Below are 18,942 nucleotides of genomic sequence, written 5' to 3' on the forward strand. Positions count from 1 at the left end.
CGTCAATTGCGTTGCGCGTGCGCCTCCAGGAATCGCTCCGAAACGGTGAATCCCAGTCCGGGCTTTTCCGGGATCGCTATCATACCGTCCTGGGCTTCGACAGTCTCTTCGACCAGATCGTGGATCATCGGGTTGGCGCCGAGCGAATACTCGACGGTGAAACTCGAAGGCGACGCGGCGCAGACATGCAGCCCGGCGAAGAAGCAGGGCGCGCCGGCCCACAGATGCGGCGCAAAGCGCAAATTGAAGGCGCTGGCGATGGTGCCGATCTTCATCGCCTCGCTGATGCCGCCACAGAAGGCAGGATCGGGCTGGAAGATGTCGGCGGCCTTGAGCACGGCGAGATCGCGGAAGGCATAGCGTGTCGCCTCGCTTTCGCCGGTGGCGATCGGAACGGCGCCGGAGGCGCGCACTTCGGCCATGCCTGGCTTGTCGTCGGCGATGACAGGCTCCTCGAACCAGGCGAGATCGAGGTCGTTGACGAGATGGATAAAGCGTTTGGCTTCCGCCACCGTGTAGGTGCCATGGGCGTCGACCATCAGCTCGACGTCGGGGCCGAGTGCCTGGCGCGCGGCGCGCACGCGGGCGGCGGAAATATGTGCCGCGCCGTCCATGGCGCCGACCCGCATCTTCAGCGCCTTGAAGCCACCTTTGGCGATATAGGATTTCAGCTGTTCCCCGATGGCATCGGCGGAGGCCCAGCCGCCCGAGGCATAGGCCTGCATGCGATCGACCTTGCGGCCGCCAAGGAGCCGCCAGACCGGCTGGCCCAGCGACTTGCCCAGTATGTCCCAGAGCGCGATGTCGACCGCGCTGATGGCGGCGACGCTCATGCCGCGCCGCGCGAGTTGCGGCATGGCGTGGCCGGCGCGGGCGGCGCTCTCATGGCGCACGCCGTTGTAGAGCATCTCCCAGATGACGCCGATGTCGGCCGGATCGCGGCCGATCAACTGCGGCCCGACCTCGTGATTCAGCATGTGAACGAGTGCGCCGTAGCTGCCGGCACTGCCGGCTGCGTTCTTGCCTTCGCCCCAGCCGACCAGCCCGTCATCGGTTTCGACGCGCAGGATGGCGGCGTCGAAGGTCGTCACCTGGCCGAAGTCGCTGCGATGCTGCTTCGCGGCTTCGATCGGCACGCGGACCCACCAGGCCTGGACTGTCTTGATGCGCATGTTTTTCCCCAGCCCTGCCGCCGGTCGGGGCGGAAGGGCAAATTTCCCAGCGGCAGTCGACTATTTGATCAGCGGCAGCAGTGTTTCGGCGGTGATGCGCATCTGGTCGGTGTAGAATTTCTCGGTCAGCACGCTGGAGCCATGGTCCTGGATGAACTTCAGCTGCTCGGGCGAGATATCGACCGGATGGCGCTCGACCATGTCGGGATAGGGTGCTGCCGGCGTGCGGTCGACCGGGGCGACGAACTCGTTGGTCAGTGCGCCGTCGTAGCCGACCTCCTTCAAGGTGGCGACGATCCTTGGCCAGTCGATCTGGCCGAGGCCGGCGGCAAAGCGGTTGTTGTCGGCGACATGGAAGTCGAACAGGCGCTTTCCGACCTGGCGGATAGCGTCATGCACGTTAAATTCCTCCATGTGGATGTGGTAGGCGTCGAGGCAGACGCCGCATTCGGGGCTGACCGCGTCAGCCAGCGCCAGCGCCTGGGCGCCGCGGTTGAACAGATAGGTTTCGAAGCGGTTGAGCGGTTCGACGGCGATCTTGACCCCGACCTTCTTGGCGTGGGTGAAACATTCGCGGGTCGCGTCGACCACCCACTTCCATTCCTCTTCCTCGGTACCGTCCGGGACCACCTTGCCGACGGTCGCCGGAACCAGCGTGATGATCTCGCCGTCGAATTCGCCGACCATCGTCAGCACGTCCTTGACGTATTGCACGGAGCGCTCGCGCTGGCCCTGGTCCCTGGCGGCGAGGTTGCGTTCACCCAGCATCAAGGTCACCGCGCCCCAGCAGCGAATGCCATGCTCCTTCAGCAGCGCCCGCGTCTCCTTGGTCTTGTACTGCGCGGGCTCGCCGGAAATCTCGATCGACTCATAGCCGAATTTCTTGATGCGCTTCAGCGTCGTCTCAAGCGGTTCCGCGCGCATCCAGTTGTGCGTCGAAAGATGCATGGTCTGTCCTTCCCAGATTCGTCCGTATGGTTTGCCTGCGACATGCATCGCCGGAAGACGACGCAAGGGTTCCTCCCAAGGCATCCCCAGCCTTTTACTGCAAACTGGTTAGACCAATTGGGTCTGAAATGAGGTCTACAGCAAATTCCTTGAGACGGCAACAACTGTGGCGACGCAACTTTCAGGGTGAATTAGTTTATTGATTACATTGCGATATGTGCCGTTATTTTGGGCTTTCGGGGTGCCTTTTCGGCGCATTCCAAGGCTTGACCAGATTGCCTTATTTGGTCATACCAGAATGGCGGTGTCGGCAGAGCGTCCGACGCGATAAAGACCAAAGTGACTGGCCCTGCTTTCATCAGGCGCTATGCTTGGTCGTGACAAACGAGGAGGATGCCGATGCCGACGACAATGAAGGGCCCTGGACTGTTTCTGGCGCAGTTCGCGGGTGATGCCGCACCGTTCAATTCGCTGGCGTCGATCACCAAATGGGCCGCCGGCCTCGGCTACAAGGGCGTGCAGATCCCGACCTGGGACGCGCGCCTGTTCGACCTCAAGAAGGCGGCGTCTTCCAAGGCGTATTGCGATGAGGTGAAGGGCATCTGCACTGACGCCGGGGTCGAGATCACCGAACTGTCGACGCATCTGCAGGGGCAATTGGTGGCGGTGCATCCGGCCTATGACGCGCAGATGGATGGGTTCGCGCCGCCGTCGGTGCACAACAACCCGAAGGCGAGACAGGAATGGGCTGTCGAACAGATGAAGTTCGGTGCCAAGGCATCGCGCAATCTCGGGCTGAATGTGTCGGTGTCGTTCACCGGCTCGCTGGCTTTCCCTTACCTCTATCCCTTTCCGCAGCGCCCCGCCGGACTGATCGAGGAAGCCTTCGGCGAACTCGGCAAACGCTGGAAGCCGATCCTCGACGCCTATGAAGACAATGGTGTCGATGTCGGCTACGAAATCCATCCTTCGGAGGACGTGTTCGACGGGGCGACCTTCGAGATGTTCCTCGACGCGGTCGGTGGCCACAAGCGCTGCAACATCAATTACGACCCTTCGCATTTCCTGCTGCAGCAACTCGATTATCTCGAATTCATCGACATCTATCACGAGCGGATCAAGGCGTTCCACGTCAAGGACGCCGAGTTCAATCCGACTGGACGGCAGGGCGTGTACTCTGGTTACCAGAGCTGGACGAACCGCGCCGGCCGCTTCCGTTCGCTCGGCGATGGGCAAGTGGATTTCGGCGGCATCTTCTCCAAGCTGACCCAGTACAATTACGATTCCTGGGCGGTGCTGGAGTGGGAATGCTGCCTGAAGCATCCGGAGGATGGTGCGGCCGAGGGGGCGCCCTTCATCCAGCACCACATCATCCGGGTGACGGAGAAGGCATTCGACGATTTCGCCGCCGGCACCACGGACAAGAAGCTGCTGCGCGCCATGATGGGATTTTGACACGGCTTTCCCTCTCCCTCGGGGGAGGGGTATCTCACACGAGGGAGAAAAACATGGTTGGTGCATCGAAGTCGGAAACGGGAGGCGGCCCGATCCGCTACGGCATGGTCGGCGGCGGGCAGGGTGCATTCATCGGCGCGGTGCACCGGATCGCGGCGCGCATGGACAATGATTTCGTGCTGGTCGCCGGCGCCCTGTCGGCCGATCCGGGGCGTGCGAAAGCCTCGGCTGCCGAACTGGGGCTCGATCCCTCGCGCAGCTATGCGTCCTACGCCGAAATGGCCAAGGCCGAGGCGAAGCGCTCGGATGGCATCGAGGCGGTGGCCATCGTCACTCCCAACAACGTGCATGTGCCTGCGGCCAAGGCCTTCCTGGAAGCAGGCATCCACGTGATCTGCGACAAGCCGCTGGCAACGACCCTGGCCGAGGCGAAAAGGCTTGCGGCGATCGTCGAAAAGACCGGCAAGGTGTTCGTGCTCACCCACAACTACACCGCCTATCCGATGGTGCGGCAGGCGCGCGAAATGGTCGCCAAGGGCGTGCTCGGCGACATCCGCATCGTGCAGTCGGAATATCCGCAGGACTGGCTGACCGAGGACCTCGCCGCCACCGGCCAGAAGCAGGCTGCTTGGCGTTCAGACCCCAAGCAGGCGGGCGCCGGCGGCGCGCTCGGCGATATCGGCACCCATGCCTACAATCTCGCCCGCTTCGTCTCCGGGCTCGAACTCGACTCCCTGTCGGCCGATCTCGACGCCTTCGTGCCGGGCAGGCTGCTCGACGACAATGTCAACGTCATGCTGCGTTTCAAACCGACGGGGAAAACGCATCCGGCCAAGGGCATGATCTGGGCGAGCCAGGTGGCGCCCGGGCATGAGAACGGCCTGAAGCTGCGCATCTACGGTTCGAAGGGCGGGCTGGAATGGGTGCAGGCCGATCCCAACTATCTCTGGTACACGCCCTTCGGCCAGCCGAAACAGTTGATCACCCGCAACGGCGCCGGTGCGCTGCCCGTGGCGGGCCGTGTCAGCCGCGTTCCGTCAGGCCATCCGGAGGGTTACCTCGAAGGCTTCGCCAACATCTACCAGGAGGCCGCACGGGCCATCCGCGCGGCACGCAAGAAGGGTGGCAAGCCAGCAAAGGATGTCGTCTTCCCGACCATCCAGGACGGCGTCGAGGGCATGGCCTTCATCGAGGCCTGCGTGAAGTCGTCGAAGAAGAACGGGGCCTGGACCAAGCTGTAAGAGGCGCCGAGTAACGAGGGCCCCTCACCCGGATAGCCAACCGAATTGCGAAAGGCAATTCGGGGCAATCCGACCTCTCCCCGAGGGGGAGAGGAGGCGTTGGCGCATATCTCTTCTCCCTCTCGGGGTGAAGGTGGCCGCGAAGCGGCCGGATGAGGGGGGTGGCGAAAACCGGCGGTGCAATCAGCCGGCCGCCAAAAAGAGGAGGGCGTCGATGAAGATCGGCATGTGCATGTTCTTGTGGACGACGGCGGTATCGAAGAAGCACGAGCCGCTGCTTCGAGACATCAAGGCAACCGGCTTCGACGGTGTCGAAATCCCGATCTTCGCCGGCATGCCGGACGACTACAGGAAGCTGGGCGAATTGCTCGACCGTATCGGGCTGGAGCGGACCGCTGTGTCAGCCATGGGCGATCCGGCGATGAACCTGATTTCGGCCGATGCGGCAACACGCAAGGCCGGTGTCGACTACATGAAATGGGCGATCGATTGCGCCGATGCGCTTGGCGCCCGCACGCTGAGCGGACCGCTGCATTCGACGCTCGGCGGATTTTCCGGGTCCGGACCGACCGCCGCCGAAAAGAAGCGCTCGATCGCCTCGCAGCGTGCCATCGGCGACCATGCCGGAAAGCGCAACGTCACCGTCGGGCTCGAGGCGCTGAACCGCTTCGAATGCTACCTCCTCAACACCATGGCCGACCTGTCGGAGCATATCGATGCCATCGACCGGCCGCACATCAAGGCGATGTACGACACGTTCCACGCCAATATCGAGGAAGCCGACCCGATCGGCGCCTATACGAAGCACCGGGGCAATGTCGTGCATATCCATATATCGGAGAACGATCGCGGCGTGCCGGGGCGTGGCAACATTCCGTGGAAGGAAACTTTTTCCGCCATTCGCAAGAGCGGCTATGACGACTGGCTGACGATCGAAGCGTTCGGTCGCTCGCTGAAGGATCTGGCGGCGGCGACCAAGGTGTGGAGGGATTTTTCCGAGACGCCGGAAGCCGTCTATCGCGATGGGTACAGGCATATCAGGGACGGGTGGAGGAAGGCGGCTTAGGCGTCTACGTCTGGTCCATTTTCTATTTGTGTTCGCGTCGCTTGCCAGGTGGTTCCCCCACTCCGTCTCGGCTTCGCCGAGCCACCTCTCCCCCCTCCGGAGGGAGAGGAAGGGGCTTGGTGGCGCCGGGACACGAAGAGAAGCCTCGGCCTTCGGGGACAAGCGCGGATCGGACAGTCTGGTGCCTTTCCTCTACCCCGTCGACCGGGGGAGAGGTGTCGAGCGAAGCTCGACGGAGTGGGGGTCGACCCCTCGGCGCCGGGCGAGACGATGCTTGCGCTTCTGCGTCACAACACTAACCCTCCCTGGCCTGCAACCTGTTGTAATCGTGGATCGTCCGGCTCAGCCGGCGGCGCAGGAAGTTGGAGATGTTGTCGAAGATAAAGACGACGGCCAATGTCAGCAGCACCATGTAGAACACGTTGGCCCAGTTGGAATTGGTGCGCATCGCTTCCCACAGTTTCAGGCCGATGCCGCCGGCGCCGACGGCGCCGATGATGGTGGCGCCGCGGGTGTTGGATTCCCACTGGTAGAGTGTCTGGCTGATGAAGACCGGGATCACTTCGGGCATCACGCCGTAGCGCTGCACCAGGATGCCGTTGGCGCCGGTCGAGAGCACGCCTTCGCGCGGCTTGTCGTCGATGTTCTCCAGGCCTTCCGAATAGACTTTGCCGAGGGTGCCGATCTCGGTGAAGAAAATCGCTGCACTTCCCGCCAGCGGGCCGGGGCCGAAGGCGCGGGTGAAGAACAGCGCCCAGATCAGCATATCGACCGAGCGCATGAAGTCGAAGAAGCGCTTGAGCACCTGGCTGAGCACGCCGCTCGGCGTGATGTTGCGCGCCGCGAAGAAGGCAAGGGGGAAGGCGACGATGCCGCCGAGCAGCGTGCCGAGGAACGCCATGACGATGGTCTGCAGGAGCTTCGTCCAGACGTCGCCATGCTGCCACTGGGCGTTGTTCCAGATGTTGTCGCCGGCAAGAGCAAGGTTGGTGGTACCTGGTTTCAGCTCTGGTCCCGAGACGATCAGCGAGATCACTTCCCGCGCTGATTTGCCGAAGAAGGGCGAGCGCGTGTCGAAGACGAAGTTCGCCCAGCCGAGGAAGCGCTTGCGCACCTTCACGCGGTCGACAGTGACGCGCACCTCGCCAGCGAAGCCCATCTTGGCCACCACCTCGTCGTCATGGGCGGTGATCCAGTCCGGTACCGTACCCGAGACCACCGGCTTGCCGCTGGTCAGCGCCACTGGCACCGTCTGTCCATGCGCGGCAATCGTCGCATGGGTTTTGTCGAAGGTGACGGATTTTGCTGGACCGTCGATCAGCACAGTGAAGGTGCCGTCTGGATTCCTGACCACCCAGTCGGGATTCGGGTTATCGCCCAGGGCGGAAAAGCGCGGGTATTTGGGCGTGATCTCCGGCTGGTCGAGACGAAATTCCGGCTGCAGATCGTAGCTGATCCATTGCGTCAGGAAGAGCGGCAGGCGCTCCCAGTGCGATTCCCGCAGCACCTGCGGCAGGTTGAAGAACCACAAGGCATAGATCAGATACAGGAGAGTCCCGACGAACAGGAGCAGCGGACCAAAGCGCTTGTATGCCGGGCGCCGGAACACCTGCGGGTGGCGCGCCTCGATCGACAGAATCTCCTCGGCGGTCATGGTCGCCATGATTTACGCCCCCATCATAAAGGCTTGTTCGCCGACCAGCTTGCGACGAAGCCAGGCGGAAAACTGGTCGATGATGAAGATGGTTGTGAACAGCAGCAGCACCAGCGCCAGCGTCTTGGCGCCGAAGCCGCGCGAGATGGAGAGCTTCAGTTCCTCGCCGATGCCACCCCCGCCGACGGCGCCGATGATGGTCGAGGCCCGCACGTTGATCTCGACGCGCAGCAGCGTATAGGAGACGAAATTGGGCAACACCTGAGGCAGGTCGGCGAAGCGCACCCGTTCGAACCAGTTGGCGCCGACCGCCGTCAGGCCTTCCTCGGCACGCATGTCGATGTTCTCGTTGATCTCGTAGAACAGCTTGCCGAGTGCGCCGATCGAATGCAGGCCGATGGCGATTATAGCGGCGATCGGACCGGTCGAGACGATTGCAGCGAACAGGCCGGCGATGACGATTTCGGGAAAGGCACGCAGCAATTCCATGAAGCGCTTGACCACTAGCCTCAGTGCCGGATGAGGCGTCAGGTTGCGCGCCGCGATGAAGGAAAAGGGCACCGCGAAGACAAAGCCGATGAAGGTCGAGACCAGCGCCACGTTCACGGTGGTCAGCATCAGCTCGAAATATTCGGGGATGTAGAAACCGCCCCAGACGTAGACGCGGCCAAGCGGGAAGTTGAATTCCTGAGTGCCGGCGTCATGCGGCGAGGCGATATCGAACAGCGCCCGCCAGACGTCGTTCCAGTCCCTGGGGACCAGCCAGCTCAGGAAATCCAGAATATGCGGCAGCCGGTCGAAGAAGTGCCCGGCATTGGCTTCGTCGGCGAACCACATGCTGGCGAACATGGCGGCGAGCAGCAGGCCGACGCCCAGCACGGTATAGAACCGGCGCAGCGACGTCTGGCGTCGCCAGGCATCGGCCATCTGGTGGGTGGCGCCGGAGGGGGCTGTCATGGAAAGGGTCATGATCGGAGATGCAAAAAGGGCGGTACTTGATGAGGTACCGCCCTTTTGCAATTTCGCCGTTAGCCGCCGATGGCTGCCTTACGGGCTTCGACGATGACGCTGTAGAAGTCCGGCTTCACCGGAACGTAGCCGGTGAAATCGCCGCCTTCGACGCCTTCGAAGCAAGCCTTGTCCTTCTTGGGCAGGTCAGTGAAGAAGGCGGCCAGCTTGGCGGTCATGTCGTCGCCGATCGCGGTGCGAACGACCAGCGGGCCATTCGGGATCAGGCCCGAGCGCCAGACTTCGACGAAGTCGTTGGGGTCGACGGCGCCCTTGGCGACTTCCTTGTGGAAGGTGCCGGAGGTGTAGCCGTTCTTGAAGTCGCCGATGCCCGAGGAATCGTCGACCGCGACATCTACCTTACCGTCACGCACGGCCAGAACGTTGTTTTCGTGGCCGCCATTGAACTGGGTCGACGCGAAGTAGGTCTCGTTCGAGGCGCCGGTGGTCTTCGGAATCTGGGTCAGCGGGATCAGATAGCCGGAGGTCGAATCCGGATCGGCATAGCCGAGCTTCTTGCCCTTGGCCGACTTGATGTCGGTGATCCCCGACGTCTTCAGCGCCAGGCCGATCGAATAATAGCCGGTGGAGCCGTCGGTCTGCTTGGTGGTGAGGATCGGGGTAACCGCCTTCGGATCCTTGAGATAGACGCTGGCGTAGCCGGAAGCGCCGAGTTCGGCGAAGTCGAGCGTGCCGCCGAGCAGGCCCTGGATGACGCCGTCATAGTCAGCGGCGGGGAACAGCGAAACCTTCTCGAAGCCAAACTCTGCCTTCAGGTGATCGGCCAGGCACTGGTAGTTGCGCAGCCGGTCGGTTTCGTTTTCACCGCCGAGAATGCCGACGCGAAATTCCTTCATGTCGGCGGCATGGGCCATGCTGGTGGCCATGGCGAGCACCGAAACGGCACCGAAAACCATCTTCCTGAACATTGATATCTCTCCTGTAAGTTCCGGCCCCGCGCCGGCAGCGTTCTTGATCTTGACAAGTGCCCTTGACGCGGACGGACGATCCAGGCTGCTCGCTATTGGCCCTTACTGGGCTCAGTATCCCGGGAATGCGGGTTCGAGCGGTCCGGCGGATGCGGCGATCTTCTGCTTGAAGGCAACACTGGTGGAGGTGATGACCTCCGATATCTCGCCGCCATTGCTGTCGGCGCCATAGACAAGACGCACGGCTTGGCGGTCGAGCTCTTCGGGCGGCCCGTCGAAGACGACCTTGCCGGCGGCCATGCCGATGATGCGGTTGCAATAGGTGCGGGCGGTATCGAGCGTATGCAGATTGGTGACAACGGTGATGCCTTCGCGCAGATTGATGTCCTGCAGAGAATCCATCACCACCTTGGCGTTAAGCGGGTCGAGCGAGGCGATCGGCTCGTCGGCGAGGATCACCCTGGGCTGCTGCATCATGGCGCGGGCGATGGCGACGCGCTGCTGCTGGCCGCCCGACAGCGTGCCGGCGGGCTGAAGTGCGGTGCGGGCGATGTCGAGCCGCTCGAGCGCGGCGACCGCCTCCGCGCACTCGGCGCGCGAAAACATGCCCAGAAGATTGGACAGGGTCGAACGGTGGTTCAATTTGCCGAGCAGCACGTTGGTCAGCACGTCGAGGCGCGGCACCAGGTTGAACTGCTGGAAGATCATGGCGCAGTCGCGCTGCCAGCGCCGCAGCGGCGAGCCGCGCAGCCGGGAGACCTCGGCGCCGTCAAAAAAAATCGACCCCTGGCTGGGGTCGACAAGACGGTTGATCATGCGAAGAAGAGTGGATTTGCCGGCGCCCGAACGACCGATGACGCCGACCATCTGCCCTTGCGGGATCGAGATGTTGACGTCGCTGACGGCGGTGTTCTTGCCAAATCGTCGGCTGACGCCGCGGATTTCGAGCGTGGCAGAGTTTGCTGACATGGGCTGGCTCCAGTCCGGTCCATATTGATCGTCAGGCATTCGCCTAACGCAGCCACATGAACCTGCCGTGTCGCGATGATGTCAGTTTTGTTACGCTCCACAGGCGCGGCGACTGGCGCCTTGCGGGCGATCAGCCGAGCACCAGCAATTCCTCGAAATGCTTCATGTCGCGGAACGCGCAGAAGGCGGGAGCCTTGATCTCGATCACCGGCGCCTGGCGCGCGAAAAGCGCCAGGCAACCGTCAAACAGCGCCTGCCACGCGGCGGCCCTATCATCATCAAAGCGCTGGATCTGATAGGCGAAGGTGATGTGGAAGACGTAGGTGTCGTGATCGGGATGCCGGCAGCCGAACGGCACCGCGAGCGCATCGCGCCATGCACGCATGATGCGCGCATCCTCGTCGGTCGCGCCGGCAACGGTGAGGCCGGTCGGCAGGACCTCGGCCACCTTGATGTTGAAAGGGCCGAAGCCCTGGAACCCCTTCAGGCGCTCCAGATAGAGGCGGGTCATGGCGTCGATGCTGGTGTCGAGCGGCACGTCCCGCGGCCAGAAGGGCAGGCGACGGCGATATTCGATTATGCCCTGGAAAAGGGTCATGTGCAGGCTGGAAACGGGCGTGAAGGCGAGGCGGTCGGCATCAGGCATTGCCAGCATCTTCTCGCGGACGGCCAACACCACCGCCTCCGACGGCGAGCCCTCGACAAGATGGCTGACCACCGTGTTGCCGGGCTCGAAGAGGAAGTTGCCTGACGTGTCATAGCGGGTGCCGAGATGCACCGGCGGCGTCGGACTGGAACCTTCGAAAAATCCGGTAAGCGAGGGTCTGACGGTCATGGAAATCTCCTTTGGGAGAGATGCCTCCTGTCCGAGTCACATGTCAGGGATGTGAACGGTGCCCTGTATGAGCATCGTGCCGAACAGATGAGTAGGAACCAGCGCGCTTAGGATAGACGCAATCCCAAGATCATCAACATGGCAGCGGAAACGGCGTCCGACCATCGCCTGCGCCCAACTGACGTTCCACGACCCCGGTGACCATCGCCAGCCCGCAAAATATGATGGAAACGGTCTCCGGTTTACAGGAAGGCTGTTAGCCTGGCTTTCCGGTAAGGTTGGCGAGGAACCATAAAATATAGAGTGGTACTAATCCTGTCGCCGATAACCCCAGCCCTACCACTATCATAATGATTGAGGAGACTACGTCAGACTGGCCCCAGCGATTAATCTCACGCTTCACTGCCAAAATTCCCAGTACCAACAGGGCCATTCCAACACAAAAAAGTATTAAGACGATAAAGCCCATTCCTGCCCTGTGCCGCTGAGTTTTCCAAACAATACTTTGGCAAAAACATCAATGGCGTCAACCGTATTTCTCCAGGAACGCCTCCGCCGACAACTCTCGGAAATCGTCCAGTGCCGCGCGCAGCCTCGCGTGATCCCAATCCCACCAGGCAAGCGCCTGGTAGCGCTCGGCGGTGCGGCGGTCGAAGCGCTCGCGGATCGGTTTTGCCGGTACGCCGGCGACGATCGTGTAGGGCGCGACGTCCTTCGAGACGACCGCGCCGGCGCCAACGGCGGCGCCGTCGCCGACGGTGACGCCGGGCAGGACGGTCGAGCCGTGGCCGAGCCAGGTGTCGTGGCCGATGATGACGCGCTTGGCGCGGCGCTCGGCGAAGAATTCGCTCTCATGCTCGGCGTCGTCCCAATAGTCGGAGGCGCGGTAGGTGAAGTGGTGCAGCGTCGGCCGCCAGGTCGGGTGGTTGGTGGCGTTGAGGCGCACGCTGGCGGCGATGTTGGCAAATTTGCCGATCGTCGCGCACCAGACCGCGCAGTCCTGCATCATGTAGGAATAGTCGCCGATCTCGCTTTCCGAAACCCGGCTGCGGTCGGCGATCTCGGTCCAGCGGCCGAGTGTCGAGTTGTGCACCTCCGCCGTCGGGTGGACCAGCGGCGTCTCCGATAGCTTCCTGGTCATGCGGCGATTTTTCCCGGAGCGAAGGCGGTGACGTCGATGATGCGGTCGGCCACCGCCTCGCGCACATCGTGATCGTGGAAGATGCCGAGCAGGGCGACGCCCGCCGCCTTTTTGGCGGCGATGAGTTCGATCACCACGTCGCGGTTCGTCGCATCGAGCGATGCGGTCGGCTCGTCGAGCAGCAGGATGGGGTGCTCGGTGATGAAGCCTCGCGCGATGTTGACACGCTGCTGCTCGCCGCCCGAGAAGGTTGCCGGTGGCAGCATCCAGAGTTTTTCCGGCAGGTTGAGCTGGGCCAGCAACGCGCGTGCCTTGGCTAGGGCTGCCTCGCGCTCCTCACCGCGTTCAACCAGTGGCTCAGCGACGACGTCGAGAGCCGAGACGCGCGGCACGGTGCGCAGGAACTGGCTGACATAGCCGATCGTTTGCCGGCGTACGGCAAGCACGGTGCGCGGGCTGGCATGGGCGAGATCGATCAGTCCGTCCTCGTGCCTGACGATGATTTGGCCTTCGTCGACGGCGTAGTTGCCGTAGAGCATCTTCAGTATCGAGCTTTTGCCGGCGCCGGACGGACCACCGAGCACGGTGCATTCGCCCGCCTTGATCGAGAACGAGACACCCGCGACGACAGGGAGTTTGATGCCGTCGCGCAGATGCATGGTGAAGCTTTTGGCAACGTCGGAAACAACGAGTGGGGTCGGCATCAGAAAGTTCTCCAATCGTTGATCGTCGGCGGGACACGCGCCATCATCACACCTGCAAAATCGAGGATACGAGCAATTGCGTGTAGGGCGCGCGCGGGTCGTCGAGGACGCGGTCGGTGAGGCCGCTTTCGACGACGCGGCCATCCTTCATCACCATCATGCGCTGCGACAGAAGCCGCGCCACCGCGAGGTCGTGGGTGACGACGATCGCGGCAAGGCCGAGATCGGTGACAAGGCCGCGCAACAGGTCGAGCAGGCGGGCCTGCACCGAGACGTCGAGGCCACCTGTAGGCTCATCCATGAACACCAGCCTTGGCCCGGTGACGAGATTGCGGGCGATCTGAAGCCGCTGACGCATGCCGCCGGAAAAGGCGCGCGGTTCGTCGTCGATGCGGTCTTCCTCGATCTCGACGCGCGACAGCCAGTCGACCGCGGTAGCGCGGATCTTGCCGTAGTGGCGGTCGCCGACCGCCATCAGCCGTTCGCCGACATTGGCGCCGGCCGAGACCGTCATGCGCAGGCCGTCGGCCGGGTTCTGATGGACAAAGCCCCAGTCGGTGCGCATCAGGAAGCGGCGCTCGGCCTCGCTCATGCGGTAGAGTTCGCGGAACTGGCCGTCGCGCATGCGGTAGCTGGCGGTGCCGGAGGAAGGCAGCAGCCGCGTCGACAGGCAGTTGAGCAGCGTCGTCTTGCCGGAGCCGGACTCGCCGACGACAGCCAGAACCTCGCCCGGCCACAGGTCGAAGGAGACATTGTCGCAGCCGACCCGGGAGCCGTAGAACTTGGAGAGCGCCGAGACGCGCAGCAGCGGTTCGTCGGTCATTGCGCCGGCTCCATGTTTCCTGCGGCAAGATCGGTTTCGGGGGCAAGGTGGCCGCGATGGCCGTCGGCGCGCCGCTTCTCGCAATAATCGGTGTCGGAGCAGACGAACATGTGGCCGCCATGGTCGTCTAGGATGACCTCGTCGAGATAGACATTCTCGGCCGCGCATAGCGCGCAGGGCTGATCGAAAGTCTGCACCTCGAACGGATGATCCTCGAAGTCGAGGCTCACCACTTGGGTGAAGGGCGGCACAGCGTAGATGCGCTTTTCGCGGCCGGCGCCGAACAGCTGCAGGGCCGGCGAGCGGTGCATCTTGGGATTGTCGAATTTCGGTGTCGGCGACGGGTCCATCACATAACGGCCCTCGACCTTGACCGGATAGGCATAGGTGGTGGCGATGCGGCCGTGCTTGGCGATGTCCTCATAGAGCTTCACATGCATGAGGCCGTATTCTTCCAGCGCATGCATTTTCCGCGTTTCGGTCTCGCGCGGCTCGAGGAAGCGCAACGGTTCGGGGATCGGCACCTGGTAGACCAGCACCTGGCCCGCCGTGAGTGGATGTTCGGGGATGCGGTGACGGGTCTGGATGATGGTGGCGGTGGCGGTATCGGTGGTGACCGCGACGTTAGCGACTTTCTTGAAGAAGGCGCGGATCGACACGGCATTGGTGGTGTCGTCGGCGCCCTGGTCGATGACCTTGAGCACATCGTCGGGGCCGATAACCGACGCGGTGACCTGCACGCCGCCAGTGCCCCAGCCATAGGGCATCGGCATTTCGCGCGAGGCGAACGGCACCTGGTAGCCCGGAATGGCGATGCCCTTGAGGATCGCGCGGCGTATCATCCGCTTAGTCTGCTCGTCGAGATAGGCGAAGTTGTAGGTGGCGATGTCTGTCGGTTGCGCAGTCATTCCGCTGCCTCCTTTTTTTCTTCCGCCTTCGATGGATTTTCGCGTGCTTCGTACTCGGCGCGCATGCGACGTACGAGATCGAGTTCGGCCTGGAAGTCGACGTAGTGCGGCAGCTTCAGGTGCTCGACGAAGCCGGTGGCCTGGACATTGTCGGAGTGCGAGATGACGAACTCCTCGTCCTGGGCGGCGGCGACGATATCCTCGCCGAGCTCCGCGGCGCGCAGGGCCCGGTCGCAGAGCGCCATGGCCATCGCCTTGCGTTCGCTCTGGCCGAAGACTAGGCCGTAGCCGCGGGTGAATTGCGGCGGCGCCTTGGCCGAGCCCTTGAACTGGTTGACCATCTGGCATTCGGTGACGCGCACCGTGCCGAGCGGCACGGCGAAGGGCAGTTCGGGAACGTCGAGTTCCAGCTCGACCTCGCCGATGCGGATTTCGCCGACAAAGGGATGGTTGCGGGCATAGCCGCGCTGGGTGGAATAGCCGAGCGCCAGCAGAAAACCTTCATCGCCGCGCGACAGTGCCTGCAGGCGGATGTCGCGCGCCATCGGGAATTCCAGCGGCTCGCGAGTGATGTCGCCGGGAACATGATCGCCAGGCATGTCGCCATCGGGCTCGATCAGGCCTTCACGGGCGAGGATCGCCGAGACGCGCGGCATTGCCTGCGCTTCCGTCTCGCGCTGCAAGGGCTCGGCGACATCGGCGCCAGCGGCAAGTTCAGGGTCGAGCAGCCGATGCGTGTAGTCGAAGGTCGGACCGAGCAACTGGCCGCCTGGCAGATCCTTGTAGGTCGCCGAGACGCGCCGTTCGACCAGCATGGCGCCGGTGTCGATCGGCTTGCTGTAGCCGAAGCGCGGCAGCGTTGTGCGGTAGGCGCGCACCAGGAAGATCGCCTCGATCATGTCGCCGCGTGCCTGGACAATGGCGAGTGCGGCCAGTTCCCTGTCATAGAGCGAGCCTTCGCTCATCACCCTGTCGACGCCGAGCGCCAGCTGTTCGACGACCTGGTCGAGGCGAAGTGCGGGCACCGAGCGGTCGCCGCGCCGGCGGTCGGCAAGCAGGCTGTGGGCGTTGGCAATGGCGGCTTCGCCACCTTTTACCGCGACATACATCTTACGCCTCCATCGTCTTGATACGCGTCGTGCGCGGCAGGCAGGCTATGCGGTCCGATGTGGCGAGGATGATGTCGACGCCGCGCGGAAAGCGCCTGATATTCTGCTTCCACTGCTCGACGAAATGGCGCGGCATCTGTGCCGGCGCGATCGTGGCGCTGGTTTCGATGCCCGGGCCTTCCAGCAGTAACGGAGTGCCTGAAACGAGGTCGCCGACCTGCAGGATCAGCGTCGTCGATCGGTCGGGATAATCCTGCGTGCCCTGCGAAAAACCGTCGAGCGCCATCATCTCGGCCGGCGTGGCAACAAACGCGAAATGCGCGTCGGCCGGCGTGTTGGCCAGCGGCGCGCCTGTGTGGAAACCAAGCCAGGACCCGATCGCGGCGGAGGCATGCAGGGGAGGGTCGAGCCAGAGCGGCGTGTCGTTGTCGCATAGCGCCAGTGCTACGGCGCCCGACGTCGCCGAGAGCGGAGCCGGTGGGCGGGCCAGGGGTGGCAAGGGGTGGACACTGCCCGGCCGCGCTATGGCATCCATGACGGCCCGAAACACGGTCTGAGCGTTGAAGACCGGATCGGCGAAACCGCCCTCGATCGATTGCGCAGCGATATCCATCAATCTTCTCCGCGAACCATGGTGAAGAAATCCACCTTCGTTGCCGCCGTCTCGGCGCGGCGTTTTTCCTGGGCAGCGGCAAGCGCCGACCGCAAAGGCGCGATCAGCCTGGTCTCGACCTCGGTGCGGCGGGCAGGGTCCTGCCAGAGCGCGTCGGCTATTGCTCCCAGCTTCGCCTTCTGCTTGTCGCGGCCAAGCGCGTAGCAATGGCCGACCTGCCCGGATGGCAGCCGGACAGTGGCACGCGTGACGGTCGCCTCGCCGACATTGAAGGGCGCGCCGCCGCCGCCGATGCGGCCACGCAGCGTGACCAGGCCCGTCTCGGGACCGCGCAGAAGTTCGGCTTGCGAAGGCAGGCCGGACTCGTTCCAGAGCCGCACGATGTCGTCGCCGCTCGATTGCGCCAGCGTCGCCATGGCGGCCTTGCGCTCGGCCTGGTCGCGGCCTTCCTGTCCTCGCATCGCCAACTTCCTCTCAGCTAAACTTGTCTATTGATATAGACAACTATACAAATTATACATATTACCTAACGCGAGTCCATGACGGGTGCGTGACAGGCCGGGGGGCAAAACATGATCGGGTATGATGTGGCCGACAGCATCGAGCGGCGCAGCGGCGTCTCACTGTGGCGCCAGATCGCCGACAGGATCCTGCAATCCATCGCCGCCGGCGAGTTCGCCGAAAACGCCGCGCTGCCGCCCGAAGTCGCGCTGGCCGAGCGCTACGGCGTCAACCGTCACACCGTACGCAGCGCCATATCGGCCCTCGTGCAGGAGGGCGTGCTGCGGGCCGAGCAGGGACGCGGCACCTTCGTCCTGTCACGCAAGCGGCTGTCCTATCCGATTGGCGCGCGGACACGCTTTTCGGCTGGCCTGCAGGGGCAGACGTCGGAACGGCACATCGTGCTGCTCGCTTCGTCGGTCGAGCCCGCCAGCCAGCGCGTGGCCGAAGGCCTTGGCCTTGCCAGGGGTGCCGAGGTGATCCGGTTGGAGACACGCGGCGAGGCTGACGGACGGCCAGTGTCGCGCGCCGCTGGATGGTTCGATGCCCGGCGCTTTGCCGGCATCGACAAGGCGATGGCGCAAACCGGTTCTATCACCGCCTCGCTCGCACGTTTCGGTATCGACGATTATCTCAGGCAATCGACCGTGCTCTCGGCGCGCCATGCCGACGCCGCCGATCTCGCCGATCTCGATCTGCAGCCGGGCGCCATCGTGCTGGTCACGGTTGCGGTCAACGTCACACCTGACGGCCAGCCAATCCAGTTTTCGGAGTCGCGTTTTCCGGCCGAGCGGGTGGAGTTGAAGCTGTCGGCGCTGTAGGGCTATCCGATCTCGATCACGGCCTTGATCAGGCCCGACTTTTCATGCGCCCAGCGTGCGAGATCTCCTGGCGTATCGGCCAGCGTGGTGCGGTGGGTGACAAGCTTGGCCAACGGCACGGCACCATTGCGGATCGAGGCCGCGACATGGTCGAAGTCGGCGCGCAACGCATTGCGGCTGCCGATCAATGTCATTTCTCGCTTGTGGAACTCGGGATCGGAAAAAACAATATCGTCCTTGACGACGCTGACCAGCACCAGCGCTCCGCCATGCGCGACGTGGGCAAAGGCCGATTGAACCGATCGCGTGTTGCCGGTGGCGTCGAAGACTACGTCGAAGCCTTCGCCGTCGGTCGCATCACGCACCAGATCGGACACGGGTCCTTGCGAGCCGTCGAGAATCGAAAAGCCGAGTTCACTCGCCGCGAAGACCAGTCTTTCGGTGCTCATATCGAGAAGTGTCACATCCAACCCGGCAATGCGGGCGAAGATGGCGGTGCCGAGCCCGATCGGGCCGGCGCCGATGACCAGGGTGCGGGCGCCAGGCTCGGCCCGGGCGCGCCGGACGGCATGCGCCCCGATGGCCAGGAATTCGACGGCGGCGGTGTCGGCGAGCGACAGGCCGTTGGTGGGATAGAGATTCTTAGCCGGCACCAGGATCTGTTCGCACATGGCGCCGTCGCGGTGCACGCCGAGCACTTCGATCCTGACACAGCAATTGGGCTTGCCGTGCCGGCAGGCGATGCATTTGCCGCAGGAAAGGTAGGGGTTGATGATCACCGGTTCGCCAAGGGCGAGGTCGACGCCTTCGCCCCGCTCGATCACTGTGCCGGAGACTTCGTGGCCCATGATGCGGGGATAGGCGAGGAAAGGGTGCTTGCCCTCGAAGATATGGTAGTCGGTGCCGCAGATGCCAACATGGCTGACCGCCACCAGAGCCCAGCCGGGAGGTGGGGCGCCGGGAGCCGGGTGGTCTTCGACAGCAAGGTCGCCGGGCGAGCGGCAGACGACGGCTTTCATGCTTTGATCCAGTCTGTTCAAGAAAT

The 18,942-nt window shown here is 63.4% G+C and carries 19 protein-coding genes; 4 read left to right on the forward strand and 15 right to left on the reverse strand.

Annotation, left to right across the window (positions count from 1 at the left end; genetic code table 11):
- Positions 1–2: 2 nt before the first annotated feature.
- Both LB557_RS19520 and LB557_RS19525 read right to left on the reverse strand, forming a co-directional pair.
- Entirely contained in the window at positions 3–1,172 is a 1,170-nt protein-coding gene (locus LB557_RS19520; RefSeq protein WP_224642531.1) for a mandelate racemase/muconate lactonizing enzyme family protein, read from the reverse strand.
- A 60-nt stretch (positions 1,173–1,232) separates the two neighbouring features.
- Complete coding sequence (locus LB557_RS19525; RefSeq protein ID WP_224642529.1) at positions 1,233–2,120, reverse strand: sugar phosphate isomerase/epimerase family protein; 888 nt, start codon at positions 2,118–2,120, stop codon at positions 1,233–1,235.
- A gap of 399 nt (positions 2,121–2,519) precedes the next feature.
- Here LB557_RS19525 and LB557_RS19530 point away from each other — a divergent pair, with 399 nt between their 5' ends.
- From LB557_RS19530 to LB557_RS19540, 3 genes are all read left to right on the forward strand, one after another.
- Positions 2,520–3,575 (forward strand): sugar phosphate isomerase/epimerase family protein, encoded by a 1,056-nt coding sequence (locus LB557_RS19530; protein WP_224596006.1) that lies wholly within the window; start codon positions 2,520–2,522, stop codon positions 3,573–3,575.
- 53 nt (positions 3,576–3,628) lie between these two features.
- Positions 3,629–4,816, forward strand: coding sequence for a Gfo/Idh/MocA family protein (locus LB557_RS19535; protein WP_224642527.1), 1,188 nt, complete (start codon positions 3,629–3,631; stop codon positions 4,814–4,816).
- A 214-nt stretch (positions 4,817–5,030) separates the two neighbouring features.
- Positions 5,031–5,882 (forward strand): sugar phosphate isomerase/epimerase family protein, encoded by an 852-nt coding sequence (locus tag LB557_RS19540; RefSeq protein WP_224642525.1) that lies wholly within the window; start codon positions 5,031–5,033, stop codon positions 5,880–5,882.
- Positions 5,883–6,177: 295 nt separating this feature from the next.
- Here LB557_RS19540 and phnE (LB557_RS19545) read toward each other — a convergent pair whose 3' ends face one another.
- The 12 genes from phnE (LB557_RS19545) to phnG all read right to left on the reverse strand — a co-directional run bounded on the left by phnE (LB557_RS19545) (position 6,178) and on the right by phnG (position 17,036).
- Positions 6,178–7,545, reverse strand: coding sequence for a phosphonate ABC transporter, permease protein PhnE (gene phnE, locus LB557_RS19545; protein WP_224642523.1), 1,368 nt, complete (start codon positions 7,543–7,545; stop codon positions 6,178–6,180).
- Between the two features lie 3 nt (positions 7,546–7,548).
- Positions 7,549–8,505 (reverse strand): phosphonate ABC transporter, permease protein PhnE, encoded by a 957-nt coding sequence (gene phnE / locus LB557_RS19550; RefSeq protein WP_140661669.1) that lies wholly within the window; start codon positions 8,503–8,505, stop codon positions 7,549–7,551.
- Between the two features lie 59 nt (positions 8,506–8,564).
- Complete coding sequence (phnD, locus tag LB557_RS19555) at positions 8,565–9,473, reverse strand: phosphonate ABC transporter substrate-binding protein (protein WP_015315649.1); 909 nt, start codon at positions 9,471–9,473, stop codon at positions 8,565–8,567.
- A gap of 111 nt (positions 9,474–9,584) precedes the next feature.
- Positions 9,585–10,442 carry a phosphonate ABC transporter ATP-binding protein gene (gene phnC, locus LB557_RS19560; RefSeq protein ID WP_015315650.1) on the reverse strand — a complete coding sequence of 286 codons (858 nt, stop codon included), beginning with the start codon at positions 10,440–10,442 and terminating at the stop codon, positions 9,585–9,587.
- 130 nt (positions 10,443–10,572) lie between these two features.
- Entirely contained in the window at positions 10,573–11,277 is a 705-nt protein-coding gene (locus tag LB557_RS19565; RefSeq protein ID WP_263496793.1) for a DUF1868 domain-containing protein, read from the reverse strand.
- A gap of 526 nt (positions 11,278–11,803) precedes the next feature.
- Positions 11,804–12,418, reverse strand: coding sequence for a DapH/DapD/GlmU-related protein (locus LB557_RS19570; RefSeq protein ID WP_140661671.1), 615 nt, complete (start codon positions 12,416–12,418; stop codon positions 11,804–11,806).
- Entirely contained in the window at positions 12,415–13,122 is a 708-nt protein-coding gene (phnL, locus tag LB557_RS19575; protein WP_140618942.1) for a phosphonate C-P lyase system protein PhnL, read from the reverse strand. Before phnL ends, LB557_RS19570 begins: the two co-directional genes overlap by 4 nt.
- Positions 13,123–13,168: 46 nt before the next feature.
- Positions 13,169–13,945, reverse strand: a complete 777-nt coding sequence (phnK, locus tag LB557_RS19580; protein ID WP_015315654.1) for a phosphonate C-P lyase system protein PhnK — start codon at positions 13,943–13,945, stop codon at positions 13,169–13,171.
- Positions 13,942–14,853, reverse strand: a complete 912-nt coding sequence (locus LB557_RS19585; RefSeq protein WP_140661672.1) for an alpha-D-ribose 1-methylphosphonate 5-phosphate C-P-lyase PhnJ — start codon at positions 14,851–14,853, stop codon at positions 13,942–13,944. The genes phnK and LB557_RS19585 overlap by 4 nt, the downstream gene beginning before the upstream one ends.
- Positions 14,850–15,962: a carbon-phosphorus lyase complex subunit PhnI gene (locus LB557_RS19590; protein ID WP_224642521.1), complete on the reverse strand. Its 1,113-nt coding sequence runs from the start codon at positions 15,960–15,962 to the stop codon at positions 14,850–14,852. The genes LB557_RS19585 and LB557_RS19590 overlap by 4 nt, the downstream gene beginning before the upstream one ends.
- Before the next feature lies 1 nt (position 15,963).
- A complete protein-coding gene (phnH, locus tag LB557_RS19595) occupies positions 15,964–16,575 on the reverse strand; it encodes a phosphonate C-P lyase system protein PhnH (RefSeq protein WP_224642519.1) in 612 nt (203 codons plus the stop codon).
- Positions 16,575–17,036: a phosphonate C-P lyase system protein PhnG gene (phnG, locus tag LB557_RS19600; protein ID WP_224596052.1), complete on the reverse strand. Its 462-nt coding sequence runs from the start codon at positions 17,034–17,036 to the stop codon at positions 16,575–16,577. The genes phnH and phnG overlap by 1 nt, the downstream gene beginning before the upstream one ends.
- Positions 17,037–17,147: 111 nt before the next feature.
- Between phnG and phnF the strand changes: the two genes are divergently transcribed.
- The gene (gene phnF / locus LB557_RS19605; RefSeq protein WP_224642517.1) at positions 17,148–17,897 is read left to right on the forward strand and encodes a phosphonate metabolism transcriptional regulator PhnF; all 750 of its coding nucleotides are present in this window, start codon (positions 17,148–17,150) and stop codon (positions 17,895–17,897) included.
- 2 nt (positions 17,898–17,899) lie between these two features.
- Here the strand turns inward: phnF and LB557_RS19610 are convergent, their stop codons facing one another.
- Positions 17,900–18,916 carry a zinc-binding alcohol dehydrogenase family protein gene (locus LB557_RS19610; RefSeq protein ID WP_224642516.1) on the reverse strand — a complete coding sequence of 339 codons (1,017 nt, stop codon included), beginning with the start codon at positions 18,914–18,916 and terminating at the stop codon, positions 17,900–17,902.
- Positions 18,917–18,942: the final 26 nt, after the last annotated feature.

The sequence above is a fragment of the Mesorhizobium sp. BR115XR7A genome, assembly GCF_020165315.1.
In the GTDB taxonomy this organism is placed as follows: Bacteria; Pseudomonadota; Alphaproteobacteria; order Rhizobiales; family Rhizobiaceae; genus Mesorhizobium; species Mesorhizobium australicum.